Source organism: Rhizobium sp. Root149 (assembly GCF_001427345.1).
Classification (GTDB): Bacteria; Pseudomonadota; Alphaproteobacteria; order Rhizobiales; family Rhizobiaceae; genus Neorhizobium; species Neorhizobium rhizoryzae.
In genome coordinates this window covers 469,132-484,751 of the sequence record NZ_LMGD01000021.1, presented here as the reverse complement: position 1 = coordinate 484,751, position 15,620 = coordinate 469,132, and the positions used below count along the sequence as shown (strand labels likewise).

Below are 15,620 nucleotides of genomic sequence, written 5' to 3'. Positions count from 1 at the left end.
TCGGCACGGGAGGTGCCGTCGCGCTGACTTAAAGCGCCATCCGCGGCCAAAGGGAGGGCCTCTTGAAGCCACTCGACGTGATTACCATCGGACGCTCGTCCGTAGATCTTTATGGCGCCCAGGTGGGTGGTCGTCTGGAGGATATGTCCTCCTTCAACAAATATATTGGCGGCTCTCCGACGAATATTGCGGCCGGGGCTGCGCGGCTTGGCCTGAAAAGCGCTTTGATTACCCGTGTCGGTAACGAGCATATGGGCCGCTTCATCCGCGAACAGCTTGTGCGCGAAGGCGTGGATGTGCGCGGCGTCGTCACCGACCCGGAACGCCTGACGGCGCTGGTGCTGCTGGGCATCCGTGACGAGAACCAGTTTCCGCTGATCTTCTACCGCGAAAACTGCGCTGACATGGCGCTCTGCGAAGACGATATCGACCCGGCCTTCATCGCAGAATCCCGCTGCATCACGGTCACCGGAACGCATCTTTCGCACACCCGCACGGAAGCGGCTGTGATGAAGGCGCTGAAGCTGGCGCGCGAACATGGCGCCCAGACGGCGCTCGACATCGATTACCGCCCGAACCTCTGGGGTGTGGCGGGCCATGGCGATGGCGAAAGTCGTTTCGTGGAATCGGCCAAGGTCACCGCCAAGCTACAAAGCACGCTGCATCTGTTCGACCTGATCGTCGGCACGGAAGAAGAGTTTCATATCGCGGGCGGCTCCACCGATACGCTGGAAGCGCTGCGCGCCGTGCGCCAGGTGTCCAAGGCAGCACTTGTGTGCAAGCGCGGGCCCATGGGCGCTGCCGTCTTTGAAGGCGAGATCCCCGATAGCCTCGACAAGGGTCAGACCGGCCCCGGCTTCCCGATCGAGGTCTTCAACGTGCTGGGTGCGGGCGATGGCTTCATGGCGGGCCTGCTGAAGGGCTGGCTGACGGGTGAGGATTGGCCAACGGCGCTGAAATATGCCAATGCCTGCGGTGCTTTTGCCGTATCGCGCCATGGCTGCACGCCCGCTTATCCGAGCTGGGAAGAGCTTCAATATTTCTTCAAAACCGGAATCAAGAACAAGGCGCTGCGCAAGGATGCAGCCCTTGAGCAGGTTCACTGGTCCACCAACCGCAAGGGCGACTGGTCTACCATGCGGGTGTTCGCTTTCGACCACCGCATGCAGCTGGAAGCCATGGCGGAAGAGGCTGGCGTCCCGACGGATCGTATCGGTGCCTTCAAGAAGCTGTGCTTGCAGGCCGCCACCTCCGTGGCTGGCGGAGAGCGCGGTTATGGCATTCTCTGTGATGGCCGCCTCGGCAAGGAAGCTTTGTATGCCGCTGCCGGAACGGGCCTCTGGATCGGTCGTCCTGCCGAGTGGCCGGGCTCACGCCCGCTGACACTGGAGCCGGAACTGGGGCTGGATTGCGGTGGCTTGAGCGAATGGGCTGCCGAACATGTGGTGAAGGTGCTCTGCTTCTATCATCCCGACGATACGGCCGAGGTGAAGGAAAAACAGGAAGAGACGGTGAAGCGCCTGTTCGAAGCCTCGCGCCGCAACCGCCTTGAATTCCTGCTGGAAGTCATTCCGTCCAAGGTTGGCGCTATCGATGACGAGACGACGGCGAAGATCATTGATCGCTTCTATGAGATCGGCGTCTATCCCGATTGGTGGAAGCTGGAGCCGATGAAGACGAATGCTGCCTGGGCCAATGCCTGTGCTGCGGTAGAACGTCACGATACGCATACCCGTGGCATCGTGGTATTGGGTCTGGATGCCCCGCAGGCAGAGCTTGAGGAGAGCTTTGCGCTTGCCGCCGGTTTCGATCTGGTCAAGGGTTTTGCAGTTGGCCGCACCATCTTCGGCGATGCTGCCCGCAAGTGGCTCTCCGGTCAGATCAGCGATGAGGCCGCCGTGGAGGATATGGTGGCACGCTACAAGAGCCTGTGCGCGGTGTGGGATAGAGCTCGCGCCGAAGCCAAGGCCGAAGCTGTCAAAGGAACAGTGGGAGGAAAGGCATGAAAACGATCCGTCTAACGGCGGCGCAGGCACTTGTGCGCTACCTTGCCAATCAGCTGAATGAGGATGGCGTTCCCTATATCGCCGGTGTCTGGGCCATCTTTGGCCACGGCAATGTGGCCGGTCTAGGCGAAGCGCTCTACGGCATTCGCGAGGAACTGCCGACCTATCGCGGTCAGAACGAGCAGAGCATGGCGCATGCGGCCATTGCTTATGCCAAGCAGCTTGGTCGACGTCGTGCCATGGCGGTCACGTCTTCCATCGGTCCCGGCGCACTGAATATGGTCACGGCTGCGGCACTTGCGCATGTCAACCGTCTGCCGGTTCTCTTCATTCCCGGCGACGTGTTTGCCAATCGTGGCCCCGATCCGGTTCTCCAGCAGATCGAGGACTTCGAAGACGGCACGATTTCCGCCAATGATTGCTTCAAGCCGGTCAGCCGTTATTTCGACCGTATCGAGCGGCCTGAGCAGCTTCTGACGGCACTGCCGCGTGCCTTCCGCACCCTGACGGATCCAGCCGATTGCGGCCCTGTCACGCTCGCCTTCTGCCAGGATGTGCAAGCGGAGGCTTACGATTACCCGGAAAGCTTCTTCGCGAAAAAGACGTGGCGCTTCCGCCGTCCAGAGCCGGATGTGGTGGAACTGGAAGCCGCTATCGCCGCCATCAAGGCCGCGCAGAACCCTGTCATCGTCGCAGGCGGTGGCGTGCATTTCTCGGGTGCCACGGATACGCTGAAGAGCTTTGTCGAAAAACACCAGATTCCGGTTGTCGAAACGCAGGCCGGAAAGTCAGCGCTTGCCTGGGATCATGGCCTGAACTTCGGCCCCGTTGGTGTCACCGGCTGCGAAAGCGCGAACATTGTTTCGGAAAATGCCGACCTGGTGATGGGCGTCGGTACGCGTTTCCAGGATTTCACCACCGGTTCCTGGGCGCTGTTCAAGAACCCCAACCGCAAGATCCTGGCGCTGAATGTTCAGCCTTATGATAGCGCCAAGCATGATGCCATTCCGCTGGTCGCCGATGCCAAGGTCGGCCTTGAGAAGATTTCGGCGGCACTTGGCGATCATCGCTTTGACAGCCCCGATGCAGGCCTCAAGACCAGCTGGTTTGCCAAGGCGGATGCGGTGACTGCCGCACCTCAAGAAGCCAACACGCTGCCGACAGACATGCAGGTCATCGGTGCGGTTCAGCGCGCTTCGAGGGATAACACCGTCGTCATGTGTGCGGCGGGCACCATGCCCGGTGAGCTTCACCAGCTGTGGAAAGCCAAGCTGCCGCTCTCCTATCACATGGAATATGGCTTCTCCTGCATGGGTTATGAGATTGCCGGCGGCCTTGGTATCAAGATGGCGGAACCGGAGCGGGATGTCATCGTCATGGTGGGCGATGGCTCCTACATGATGATGAATTCGGAGCTTGCGACCGCCGTCGGCATGGGCGTGAAGATCACCGTCGTCATTACCGATAACCGGGGCTATGGCTGCATCAACCGGCTGCAGATGGGCACTGGCGGTGCAGAGTTCAACAACCTCTATGCCCATACGAATGTCAGCCCGATGGCAATCGATTTTGCCGCCCACGCTGCTGCCATGGGCGCGAGATCCACAAAGGTTTCGTCCATCGCGGAACTGGAAACGGCGCTGGATTCGGCCCGTGAGGCAACGCAGACAACGGTGATCGTCATCGATACGGACCCTTATCCGACACCGGGTGCGGGTGGCCATTGGTGGGATGTCGCCGTGCCGGAAGTCTCGGCCAGAGAAGAAGTCAACAAGGCGCGCGCCGCCTACGAAGCTGCCCTGAAGGAAAGAATGTAAGATGATCCTCTTCGGTACAAACCCGATTGCCTGGTCCAATGATGACGACCGTTCGCTCGGCGCGCATATTAGCCTGGAGCAGTGCCTGGATGAAACCGCCAAGATCGGTTTCGACGGCATCGAGAAGGGCCACAAGCTGCCGACCGATCCGGCAGGCCTGAAATCCGTTCTGGAACCGCGCGGCCTCAAATTCGTCTCCGGCTGGCATTCTCTGAACCTGCTCACCAATACGGTTGAGGAAGAAAAGGCGGCCATGCAGCCTTTCCTCGATGTGCTGAAGGAAATGGGCTGCAAGGTCATCATCGTCTGCGAAACCTCCAACGCCATTCATGGCGCCGACGATACGGCGCTCGCCGACCGTCCGAAGCTGGCAGAAGCCGATTGGGCAAAGTTTGGCGCAGGCGTTGAGGCGCTGGCGGAATTTTCGGCCTCTCAGGGTATCTCGCTCGTCTACCATCACCACATGGGAACGGTGGTCGAGAGCGAAGAGGAAATCGACCTTCTGATGCAGCACACCGGCCCGCACGCCAAGCTGCTGCTCGACACCGGTCATTGCTATTTCGGTGGTGGAAACCCGGAAGCGGTTGCGAAGAAATACATGCACCGCGTCGGCCATATCCATGCCAAGAACGTACGTCCTGTGATCGCAGAACAGGTTCGCAATGAGAAACTCTCCTTCCTCGAAGGCGTGCGCCGTGGCGTGTTCACCGTTCCGGGCGATGCCGAAGGTGGCGTCAACTTCCCGCCGGTTCTAAAAGTTGCCGCAGAGCATGGCTATGAGGGCTGGATCGTCATCGAGGCGGAACAGGACCCGGATGTCCGCAATCCGTTCGAATATCAGAGCCTCGGCTTGAAATCGCTGAAGGGCTTCGCCAAGGATGCGGGTCTGATTTAACCCTCGTTCCAAGGATGAACACATTGAAACTGCTCGATCCCACGCATCCCTTCTACAAGCCCTTCTGGGTACGCATCCTGACAGTTGTGTTCCCGGCAGTCATGGCTTGTATCGAAGCCTATAATCAGTCGTGGGTTTGGGCACTCCTGTTCCTGGCTGTAGCTGGCTATGCGGCCTATGAACTTCTTATCATGTATGACCGTTCGATTGCGGAGGCGGAAGCCAAGAAGGCTGCCGCTCAAGCTCAGCGGGAAGGAGACGAGGAATGAGCAATCTCTTGCGCAAGCCTTCTGGCACATCCGGCAAGGTGCATGACATCACGCCGGAAAGCGCCAATTGGGGATATGTGGGCTTTGGGCTCTATCACCTGAAGCCGGGTGAAAAGGCAGCGGAGCCGACAGGGGAGACTGAGGTGATCCTCGTTCTCGTGGAAGGCAAGGCGAAGATCTCCGGCTCGGGCAAAGACTTCGGTGAGCTTGGCGACCGCATGAACGTGTTCGAGAAAAAGCCGCCGCACTGCGTCTATGTTCCTGCCGGTTCCGACTGGACGGCAGAAGCGACGACGGATTGCACGCTCGCCATCTGCACAGCACCGGCCAAGCCTGGTCGTGAGGCGCAAGTCATCGGCCCGGCAGGCATCAACCTCACGGAGCGCGGCAAGGGCGCCAATACGCGCCATATCTTCCCGATTGCCATGGAAGATCGCGATGTCGCCGATAGCCTTCTGGTCACGGAAGTTTTCACACCGTCGGGCAACTGGTCGTCCTATCCGCCGCACCGGCACGATGAGGACAATTATCCGGAGATGACCTATCTGGAAGAGACCTACTATCACCGTCTCAACCCAGCCCAAGGCTTCGGTTTCCAGCGTGTTTTCACTGAAGACGGTTCGCTGGATGAAACCATGGCCGTGTCAAGCGGTGATGTCGTGTTGGTGCCGAAAGGCCATCATCCGTGCGGCGCGCCTTACGGATATGAGATGTATTATCTCAACGTGATGGCTGGCCCGATGCGTAAATGGCGGTTCCAGAACCATCCCGACCATGACTGGATCTTCAAACGCGACAATCCGTGATCCTCCTTCGGATTTCGCATCAAGGCCGGGTGGCTCTCCTCCGCCCGGCCTTTTCGTTTTTCATTCGTTCACATCGCGAATGGGGAGATGGGTAAAGCCTTCCGGCCCCGACATCTCGTTTGCATCCCGTCGGATCTTCACGGGGCTGACCGCAAAGGCCGCTACCAGCCGCGCGACCGAGAAAAGCGCGTGTTTGTGGATGCGCTCGTAGCCATGCGAGGCATCGACACCGAAGGTCACCAAAGCTGTACGAATGTCATGCCCTGCTTCCAACGCCGAGGCTGAATCGGAGCGGTAGTAGCGAAATACATCCTTCTGGTATGGGATCTGGTTTTCGCAGCAGAGTTCCACCAGCTTGCGCGTCAGGTGGAAATCGAAGGGACCGGTCTGGTCCGCCATGGCAATCGTCGCGCCAAATTCGGAGGAATTCTGCCCCGGTGCGGTCGTTCCGTTGTCGATGGTCAGCATCGAAGCGATCTCGGACGTGACGATGGAGGAGGCACCGACGCCCACTTCTTCCGCAATCGTGAATAGCCAATGCGTATCGACCGGCGTGCTGGCACCAGCGCGTTCCAGTGCCTCGATGGCTGCCAGTGCAATTGCCACACCGGCCTTGTCATCCAGATGGCGGGAATTGATGAAGCCGTTTTCCAGAAATTCCGTGCCCGTATCTATGGCGACGATATCGCCCACTTCGATGCCAAGCTTCATGGTCTCTTCAGCCGAACGGGTGATTGCATCGATGCGAACCTCCACATAGCCCCAGCCGACGGGCAGCGTATCCACCTCATCGTTGAAGGTATGGCCGGATGCCTTGAGCGGTAGGATGGTGCCGCGATGAATGCCGCCGGTGCCATAGATCGTCACGCGCGCACCTTCGGCAAAGCGGGCAGACCAATGGCCGATCGGCACCAGTTCCAGTCGGCCGTTTTCCTTGATCGCCTTCACCTGCGCGCCCAGCGTATCGACATGGGCGACAATGGCGCGGGCTCCGGCCCTTCGGCTTCCTTGACGGACGGCGCGAATGGCGCCACGCCGCGTCAGTTCCGGCGAAAGGCCAAGCCGTTTCAGTTCCTCCGCGCAATAGAGAACCACTTCATCGGTATAACCGGTGGGGCTGTCGATCTGCAGCAGTGCCGCAAGCTGCCGCAGCAGATAGTTTTCATCAATGGTAATCTGCATGGTTTTGCTCAAATCCGTCCCAGCGCGTGCCGTGCTGCGCGATGGCCCGAAAGCGGAAAGAGCAGATCGATGAAGCGTTCCGCAGTCGGTTGCGGCTCGTGATTGGCCAAGCCAGGGCGCTCATTGGCCTCAATGAACACATAGTCCGGCTCTGTCGGGCTTTTCACCATCAGATCGATGCCGACGACTGGAATATCGATGGCGCGAGCCGCGTTGATGGCCGCCTCGACGAGACGCGGATGCACGATCTCGGTCACATCATGAATGGAACCGCCAGTATGCAGGTTGGCAGCCTTGCGTACCGCAATCTCGTGACCTTCCTCCAGCACATCGTCGAACGTTACATCTGACATGGAGAGGCAGCGTTCCGTTTCCGCATCAACCGGAATAGTGCTTTCGCCACCGGTGGCAGCAGCACGGCGGCGCGAAAGCCGCTCGATCAGTTCCCGAACTGTGGAACGCCCATCGCCTACCACATGCGGCGGGCGGCGTACGGCCGCAGCCACCAGCTTGAAATCGATGACGACAAGCCGCAGATCTTCACCCTCGAAACAGGCCTCGATCAGCACCCGGTCGCACACCTCGCGGGCTGCCTGAATGGCAGCCTTCACCTCGTCCAGCGTGACAAGTCCAACGGCCACGGCGCGCCCCTGTTCGCCACGCGCAGGCTTCACCACCACGCGGCCATGCTTTTCGAGGAATGCTACGAGCGCTTCCTCATCCTCACCCGCCGTCATTTGCTCGGGAACGAGAATGCCTGCCCGCTCCACAACGCGGCGGGTCACAGCCTTGTCGTCGCAGATCGACATGGCAACACCGGATGTCAGTTCGGTCAGGCTCTCGCGGCAATGCACGGAGCGGCCGCCATGCGAAAGCCGGAAGAAGCCGCCCTCCGCATCGGTGATTTCCACATGCACGCCACGTCGGCGGGCCTCGTCTACCAGCAGGCGTGCATAGGGGTTCAGCGCATCATAGGCCTCTAGCGGGCCGGCATAGAGGCGCTCGTTGATGGAATTCTTGCGCTTGACGGAAAAGGCTGGAATGCGACGGAAGCCGAGCTTCTCATACAGTGCAATCGCCTGTTCGTTGTCATGCAGTACGGACAAATCCATGAAGGCATTGCCGCGCGCCTTGAAATGCTCGCCAAGCCTGCGCACCAGCGTCTCACCAATACCGGCATGTCGCGCCTGAGGATCAACCGCCAGACACCACAGCGAGGAACCCTGTTCGGGGTCGGAGAAGGCGCGGATATGGTCGATGCCGGTCACGGTGCCAATCACTTCGCCGGTCTGTTCGTCTTCGGCCACCAGATAGGTGATGGCTCGGTTGTCGCGGTTCGACCAGAAGAAATCCGGGCGAACCGGCACCATGCCGCGCGAGGCATAGATGCGGTTCACCGCTCGAGCATCGGCTTCCGATGTCAGGCGGCGCATAAAGAAGCCGCGAGGCTGCTTACGGCCAGAGCGATAGGTGGAAAGCTCGAGACGGAAGGTATGCGAGGGATCGAGAAAGATTTCCTGCGGTGCTTCCGCCAGCAGCACGTGCGGATCACCGACATAAACGGCAATATCGCGATGTTCCGGCGCCTCTTCCCGCAGCGCTGCCGCCAACTCGCCTGCGTCATCGAAGGTCTGCGCGAAAATCAGCCGTCCCCAGCCGCAATCCACGCAGGCCGAAGGCGATGGGCCATCCTCATGGGTCTGGCCGGTTTTGCGTAGGGATTCGAATCGTTGGCGTTTCAACCGATGGGCCACAGCCTTGTCGCTGCGAAAGCGCTGCATACGTTCCGTGCTCTTGGTCGTCATTGTCAGATTCCTTGCGCCTGCAGCCACATTTCCAGAAGGCCAACCTGCCAGAGTTCGGAGCCCTGCAGCGGCGTGATGTGATCGGAGGGATTTGTGAAAAGCCGGTCGAGATAGGTTGGCCGGAAGATCGAGCGCTCGCGGGCAGCCTGCGAAGACAGCGCGTCGCGCACCATGTCCAGATAGGGCCCATCGACATATTTCAGCTGCGGAACGGGGAAATAGCCCTTCTTGCGGTCGATCACCTCATGCGGCACCACAAGGCGGGCAGCGTCCTTGAGAACACCCTTGCCGCCTTCGTTCAGCTTGAATTCCGGCGGAATTTTTGCGGCCAGTTCCACCAATTCGTGATCGAGGAAGGGGACGCGCGCTTCCAGTCCCCAGGCCATGGTCATGTTGTCGACGCGCTTGACCGGATCGTCCACCAGCATCACCTGGCTGTCGAGGCGAAGGGCGGCATCCACGGGCGTGGCTGCTCCTGCTTGCGTCAGATGCGCACGCACCAGTTCAAGGCTTGCATCGTGATCGGCAATCCAGTCATCGCCCAACTGGCTCTTCAGTGTCTCGTGGTTCCTGTCGAAGAAGACGCGAGCATAATCACCCACGACATCCTTTGAATCCCCAAGAGGTGGATACCAGTGATAGCCGCCAAATACCTCATCGGCACCCTGGCCCGATTGGACGACGCGAATGTGCTTCGACACTTCCTTGGCCAGCAGGTAGAAGCCCACATTGTCGTAGGAGACCATGGGTTCCGACATGGCGGAGATAACGCCGGGAAGGGCCGCCATCAATTGGTCGGACGGCACGAAAATCTTGTGGTGGTCGGTACCGAAATGTTTTGCGATCAGGTCGGAATAGACGAACTCGTCACCCTTTTCGCCATTCGCTTCCTCGAAGCCGACGGAGAAGGTCATCAGATCGTTCTGACCCTGTTCGGCCAGTAGGCCGGTAATGATGCTGGAGTCCACACCGCCAGAGAGCAGCACGCCGACGGGTACATCTGCCACGGTGCGGCGCTTTACCGCCGTGCGCAGCGAATCCAAAACCAGGTCTCGCCAGTCCTCACGTGACAGACCTGCCATATAGGCATCACGCTCATAGGGCGGGTTCCAGTAACGGGTGTCCGTCTCGCGGCCATCGGGTTCGATTACGCGGATGGTTGCCGGCGGGAATTTCTTCACGCCGTTCAGAATCGTGCGCGGTGGCGGCACCACGGCGTGGAAGCTCATGTAATGATGAAGTGCGATACGGTCGATGGAGGTATCGATGCCGCCGCCCTGAACGAGCGCGGGCAGGGACGAGGCAAAACGGACTGCGCCCTCCACATTCGCCAGATACAGCGGCTTGATGCCGAAGCGGTCGCGGGCCATCACCACGCGGTTCGTGTCACGCTCATGGATGACGAAGGCGAACATGCCATGGAAGCGGTTGACGCACTCTTTGCCCCAGGCGTGCCACGCCTTCAGGATGACTTCCGTATCTCCATGCGAGAAGAAGCGGTAACCTTCCGCCTCCAGATCAGCCCGCAGTTCGGGATAGTTGTAGATGCAGCCGTTGAAGGCAATCGTCAGGCCGAGTTCGCCATCCACCATGGGCTGGCGTGCCTTTTCTGAAAGATCGATGATCGACAAGCGCCGATGCGCAAGTGCAGTCGAACCATGAATGACGAGACCTGAACCATCCGGCCCGCGAGGCGCGATCGCCTCCATCATTCTGGCCTGTACCATGGGGGAGGGCTGGGTGCCGTCGAACCGAATTTCTCCGCAGATGCCACACACTGTTCTGTCCTTACCTCGCTGTCTTCATCGCATTTCACCCCGAAATTCGAGGCAATGAGACGTCAGGCCCGCGTTTGAGACGGGCCTGCACAGGAGGCCAAACGAGAAAATGCGCGTTTGGTTGCGATTTTTCTGGAACAGAATCCGCTTAGAGACTTCGCGTTCTCAAGCTGGACGGCTGCCGCCGGTACTGGATTTCGTCGCGGCGAACCGGAATTGCGCCAGCGTTTCCGGTTTCATTTCAATGGAAAAACCGGGCATGGAAGGCGGCATATAGGCGGCGTTTTCGATACGGCACGGGTCGAGGAAATGCTCATGCAGATGATCGACATATTCGATGACGCGGCCTTCCTTGGTGCCGGACACCGCCACATAATCGATCATCGAAAGGTGCTGCACATATTCGCAAAGCCCAACACCACCGGCATGCGGCCACACCGGGAGCCCAAACTTGGCAGCAATCAGCAGAACTGCCAGAACCTCGTTCAGACCGCCCATGCGGCAGCTGTCGATCTGCACGATATCGATGGCGCCTTCCGCGATGAACTGCTTGAACATGATGCGGTTCTGGCACATCTCGCCGGTTGCCACCTTAACCGGCGCAATGGACTGGCGGATCTTGCGGTGACCGGCCACATCGTCCGGGCTTGTCGGCTCTTCGATAAAGAAGGGCTTGCAGAAGGAAAGCTGCTTCACCCAGTCTATGGCCTGATCAACTTCCCAGACCTGATTGGCATCGATCATCAGGTAGCGGTCTGGGCCAATCACTTCGCGGGCAATGCGCAGCCGTCGAATATCGTCCTCCAGATCGCGGCCGACCTTCATCTTGATGTGGTTGAAGCCCGCGTCGATTGCCTCCTGGCACAGTCGGCGCAACTTTTCATCGTCGTAACCCAGCCATCCGGCAGAGGTGGTGTAGCAGGCGTAACCTTCGCGTTCGAGGGTGGCGATGCGCTCTACCTTGCCCGCTTCGGCTCGTTTCAGGATCTCGATGGCTTCGTCGCGGGTCAGCGCGTCGGTCAGATAACGGTAGTCGACGATATCGGCGATATCTTCCGGCGTCATCTCGGCCACCAGCCGCCAGACGGGTTTGCCTTCCTGTTTTGCAAAAAGATCCCAGAAGGCGTTGACCACGGCACCGGTTGCCAGATGCATGGCGCCCTTGTCCGGCCCGATCCAGCGCAACTGGCTATCGCCCGTCAGATGGCGCCAGAACTTGCCGGGTGCCGCCTTGAAGGTCGCAAGATCGGCTCCGACCACTAGATGGCGCATCGCGTCGATGGCCATGCAGCAGATGTCATTGCCACGGCCGATGGTGAAGGTCAGGCCATGCCCGGCAAGGCCGGGCACGTCCGTTTCGAGGATCACATAGGCTGCCGAATAATCGGGATCCGGGTTCATGGCATCCGAACCGTCAAGGCTCTGTGATGTCGGGAACCTGAGATCGACGATCCGCATGTCGGTTATCTTGGCCATGCTCATTCTCCGGGCAGCTTTATGAGGAAGAGACGATCAGGTATCGGCGCGGCTTATGTATCGGCGCGGAAAGTCTGCTTCTGGGTGCCGAGGCCTTCAATGCCGAGCTCGACCACATCGCCGGGCTTCAGGTAACGCGGTGGCTTCAGGCCCATGCCGACGCCCGGAGGCGTGCCGGTGGAAATCACATCGCCCGGATGCAGGCTCATGAACTGGCTGAGATAGGACACGAGGAAAGCCACGCCATAAACCATGGTGGCGGTGGAGCCGTTCTGCATGGTTTCGCCGTTGACCTTCAGCCACATGTTGAGGTTCTGCGGATCGGCAACTTCATCCTTTGTCACCAGCCAGGGGCCTATGGGGCCGAAGGTGTCGCAGGATTTACCCTTGGTCCACTGGCCGGAACGCTCGGTCTGGAAAGCGCGCTCGGACACATCGTGACTGACGCAGTAGCCAGCCACGTAATCCAATGCTTCCGCTTCGGACACGTATTTCGCTTTTTTGCCGATGACGATGCCAAGCTCGACTTCCCAGTCCGTCTTTTCAGAGCCGAGCGGGATCAGCACATCGTCGTTCGGGCCGCAGATGGCGGAGCTTGCCTTCATGAAGATGACTGGCTCCGGCGGAACCGCCATGCCGGATTCTGCGGCGTGATCCGAATAGTTAAGGCCGATGCAGATGAACTTGCCGGTATTGGCGACGCAGGGGCCAAGACGTTCGGAAGCTGCCACTTCCGGCAGAGAAGATGCGTCCAGGGCAGCCAGCTTTGCCAGATTGGCCGGGTCCAGCACGGAGCCGGAAAGATCGGCCACATGAGCGGAAATATCGCGGATCTTGCCATTGGCATCCACCATGGCCGGACGTTCGGAACCGGGCGCGCCGTAACGAAGCAGTTTCATGTTCAAGTCCTTCTTGATGCGTGATTCAGATGGTCCAGCCGCCATCGATGGCGATGGCCTGGCCGGATGTGTAGGTGGCACCCGCCAGATAGACAGCGAGGTCTGCAATCTCTTCCGGGTCGCCAATGCGGCCGATCGGCTGGCGAGCCACGAAGGCTGCGCGGGCCTTTTCATAATCGCCCTGCGCACGCAGGCGTTCCTGCAGGGAGGGGCTGTCGACCGTGCCGGGGCAGATGGCGTTGCAGCGAATATTGTGCGCCACATAGTCGGCGGCGACGGCCTTGGTGAGACCGATCACGGCTGCCTTCGAGACGCCATAGGCGAAACGGTTTGGCACGCCCTTGATGCTGGAGGCGACGGAGGACATGTTGATGATCGCGCCATCCTTGCGCTCGATCATGCCCGGAAGCACGGCGCGAATGGTGCGGATCATCGCCTTGACGTTGAGGTCGATCGCAAAATCGAGGTCGCTATCCTTCATTTCGAGGATGGAGCCGCCGTGGACGACGCCTGCACAATTGAACAGCACATCCACCTGCCCGATGGACTCGACGCAGGCCGTCACGGCTGCCTCATCCAGCACGTCGAGCGTACGGGTTCTCAGGCCGCCGAGCTTGGGCAATTCCTTCAGCGTCTTCTCGTTGATATCCGTCGCATGAACCGTGGCACCCGCCTTGGCGAAGGCGATCGCGCTTGCGCGACCGATGCCTTGCCCTGCAGCGGTGATGAGTACCGTCTTCCCTCTCAGATCCGCCATGTTCGTCTCTTCTCCCGGCTCTCTGGCCTCTTTGTCGTAATGGCGCAGATTTTCCCCTCGCAGATCTGTTTGCAAGGACGATTTATGCAAAATCCGTCACACGCTGATCATTGCCTTCACAACGCCCGCAGCAGGGTCGGTCAGGCCACCGAAAAGCTGCGGTACGTCCGAGAGGTTCATGCGATGGGTGATCAGCGCATCCGGCACTTCGCCTGCACGCATGGCGGCCATCACATATTCGAAGTCTGAAATCGTGGCGTTACGGCTGCCGAGCAGTGTCGTCTCGCGCTTGTGGAATTCCGGATCGTTGAAGGTAATGTCGGATGCCACGATGGAAACCAGAACATAGGTGCCCGCATGGGCGACGAAGCCGAAGCCGCGCTCTATAGCCTTCGGGTTGCCGGTCGCATCAAATACGGCTTCGAAGAAATTGCCGTCGGTAATCTCGGAAAGCTGTTCCCGATCGCCCTCGCCAAGCTGCACCAGCGAGGTGATGCCGAGGTGATCGCGCGCGAAATCCAGCCGATCCTGGCGGCTGTCGATCAGCGTCACATCCGAACCCTCCAGCTTTGCAAACAGAGCGACGGCGAGACCGATCGGACCCGCGCCCGCGATCAGCACCTTCTCGCCGCCGCGCAAGCCTGCACGCCGCACCGCATGCGCGCCGATGGCCAGAAACTCCACCATGGCGGCCTGATCCAGCGTCAGGCCATCGGCCTTGATCAGGAACTCCTCAGGCAGGCAGAGATACTCCGTCATCCCGCCATCCCGATGAACGCCCAGCACGCCGATATTGCGGCAGCAATTGGTACGGCCCTTGCGGCAGGCATCACAGGTTCCGCAGGAAATGTAGGGGATGATGGATACCGTATCGCCCGTCTCGAAGCGGCTCCCCTCTGCCGGTTCCACAATCGTTGCCGCCAGTTCGTGTCCCATCACGCGCGGATACGAGAGATAGGGCTGATTGCCGGTAAAGATGTGCAGATCGGTGCCGCAGACGCCGACGCGACGAATGCGCACCAGTGCCTCGCCCGCAGCGGGAACGGGCTTGTCCCGTTCGATGGCGGACAGGCTTCCGGGGGTATCGCAGACGATGGTCAGCATGGTCTTATCCGTTCAGTCGATAGAAGGTGGAAGCATTGCCGCCAAAGACGGCCTGATGGTGCTCGACGGGCACAATATCCCGGCACTGATCATGCCAGCCTTGATAGTCACCTGCCAGACGCAAGACCGGCCAGTCACTTCCCCAGAAGGTGCGCTCAGGTCCAAATAGATCAAGAATGGTTTCCGCATAGGGCCGGATCGCCTGGGGCTTCTGGTCGCCTGCTTCCGTCAGCAAGCCGGACAGCTTGCAGGAGACGTTCGGAAGGTGGCTCAATGCCTCCATGCCCTTGCGCCACAGGCTAATCTTGCCCTCTGCGATATAGGGCTTGGCGCCATGGTCGATGACGATGCGAAGTTGCGAATGCTGTTTTGCAAATTCGTGGAAATGCGGCAGATGCGGCGGCAAGATGAGTGCATCAAAGGCGAGATCATGCTCGATCATGGTCTCTATTGCGGGTTCGACAGCGGAATCGCAGATCCACCTCAGATCGCTGATGCCCTGCAGCATGGGGCGCAGGCCTTTGAGCTTCGGATGCTTTGCAAACTTGCCAACGCGCTCTGCCGCATCCGGCGCTTTCAGATCAGTCCAGCCCACCACGCCCTTGATGAAGGCGTGGTGATCTGCCAGATCCAGCATGTAGGCTGTATCGTCTTCGCTCTCACGCGTCTGGACCAGTATCGTGCCATCCGCTTGGGCCACTTTCAGCAGCGGCTTGAGATCCGACGGTTCGAAATCGCGGAAGATTGGTTCCAGATCCGGCGTCGGCCATTCGCCTACGCGGTCCGCCATTCGCCAGAAATGCTGGTGCGCGTCAATCACCGGCAT

Annotated in this window: 13 protein-coding genes; 5 read left to right on the top strand and 8 right to left on the bottom strand. The window is 59.7% G+C overall.

Annotation, left to right across the window (positions count from 1 at the left end; genetic code table 11):
• The first annotated feature begins 62 nt into the window (after positions 1 to 62).
• From iolC to iolB, 5 genes are read left to right on the top strand one after another with little or no spacing between them, the layout of a single operon-like run.
• A complete protein-coding gene (gene iolC, locus ASD54_RS17700) occupies positions 63 to 2,006 on the top strand; it encodes a 5-dehydro-2-deoxygluconokinase (RefSeq protein WP_062555915.1) in 1,944 nt (647 codons plus the stop codon).
• Entirely contained in the window at positions 2,003 to 3,823 is a 1,821-nt protein-coding gene (gene iolD, locus ASD54_RS17695; protein ID WP_062555914.1) for a 3D-(3,5/4)-trihydroxycyclohexane-1,2-dione acylhydrolase (decyclizing), read from the top strand. Before iolC ends, iolD begins: the two co-directional genes overlap by 4 nt.
• A gap of 1 nt (position 3,824) precedes the next feature.
• Complete coding sequence (gene iolE, locus ASD54_RS17690; protein ID WP_062555913.1) at positions 3,825 to 4,718, top strand: myo-inosose-2 dehydratase; 894 nt, start codon at positions 3,825 to 3,827, stop codon at positions 4,716 to 4,718.
• Positions 4,719 to 4,741: 23 nt separating this feature from the next.
• Positions 4,742 to 4,987 carry a hypothetical protein gene (locus ASD54_RS17685; protein ID WP_156379271.1) on the top strand — a complete coding sequence of 82 codons (246 nt, stop codon included), beginning with the start codon at positions 4,742 to 4,744 and terminating at the stop codon, positions 4,985 to 4,987.
• The gene (iolB, locus tag ASD54_RS17680) at positions 4,984 to 5,793 is read left to right on the top strand and encodes a 5-deoxy-glucuronate isomerase (RefSeq protein WP_062555911.1); all 810 of its coding nucleotides are present in this window, start codon (positions 4,984 to 4,986) and stop codon (positions 5,791 to 5,793) included. Before ASD54_RS17685 ends, iolB begins: the two co-directional genes overlap by 4 nt.
• Positions 5,794 to 5,853: 60 nt before the next feature.
• Here the strand turns inward: iolB and ASD54_RS17675 are convergent, their stop codons facing one another.
• The 8 genes from ASD54_RS17675 to ASD54_RS17640 form a co-directional block, all read right to left on the bottom strand.
• A complete protein-coding gene (locus ASD54_RS17675; protein ID WP_062555910.1) occupies positions 5,854 to 6,975 on the bottom strand; it encodes an osmoprotectant NAGGN system M42 family peptidase in 1,122 nt (373 codons plus the stop codon).
• 8 nt (positions 6,976 to 6,983) lie between these two features.
• Positions 6,984 to 8,780, bottom strand: coding sequence for an N-acetylglutaminylglutamine synthetase (gene ngg, locus ASD54_RS17670; RefSeq protein WP_062555909.1), 1,797 nt, complete (start codon positions 8,778 to 8,780; stop codon positions 6,984 to 6,986).
• A 2-nt stretch (positions 8,781 to 8,782) separates the two neighbouring features.
• Complete coding sequence (locus tag ASD54_RS17665; protein WP_062555908.1) at positions 8,783 to 10,558, bottom strand: N-acetylglutaminylglutamine amidotransferase; 1,776 nt, start codon at positions 10,556 to 10,558, stop codon at positions 8,783 to 8,785.
• Positions 10,559 to 10,723: 165 nt separating this feature from the next.
• Entirely contained in the window at positions 10,724 to 12,034 is a 1,311-nt protein-coding gene (locus ASD54_RS17660; RefSeq protein ID WP_062555907.1) for an L-fuconate dehydratase, read from the bottom strand.
• A gap of 53 nt (positions 12,035 to 12,087) precedes the next feature.
• Positions 12,088 to 12,933 carry a fumarylacetoacetate hydrolase family protein gene (locus ASD54_RS17655; RefSeq protein ID WP_062555996.1) on the bottom strand — a complete coding sequence of 282 codons (846 nt, stop codon included), beginning with the start codon at positions 12,931 to 12,933 and terminating at the stop codon, positions 12,088 to 12,090.
• 25 nt (positions 12,934 to 12,958) lie between these two features.
• The gene (locus ASD54_RS17650; protein WP_062555906.1) at positions 12,959 to 13,690 is read right to left on the bottom strand and encodes an SDR family oxidoreductase; all 732 of its coding nucleotides are present in this window, start codon (positions 13,688 to 13,690) and stop codon (positions 12,959 to 12,961) included.
• A 96-nt stretch (positions 13,691 to 13,786) separates the two neighbouring features.
• Positions 13,787 to 14,794 carry a zinc-binding alcohol dehydrogenase family protein gene (locus ASD54_RS17645; protein WP_062555905.1) on the bottom strand — a complete coding sequence of 336 codons (1,008 nt, stop codon included), beginning with the start codon at positions 14,792 to 14,794 and terminating at the stop codon, positions 13,787 to 13,789.
• A gap of 4 nt (positions 14,795 to 14,798) precedes the next feature.
• On the bottom strand, positions 14,799 to 15,620 hold the full coding sequence (locus ASD54_RS17640) for an amidohydrolase family protein (RefSeq protein ID WP_062555995.1): 822 nt from the start codon (positions 15,618 to 15,620) through the stop codon (positions 14,799 to 14,801).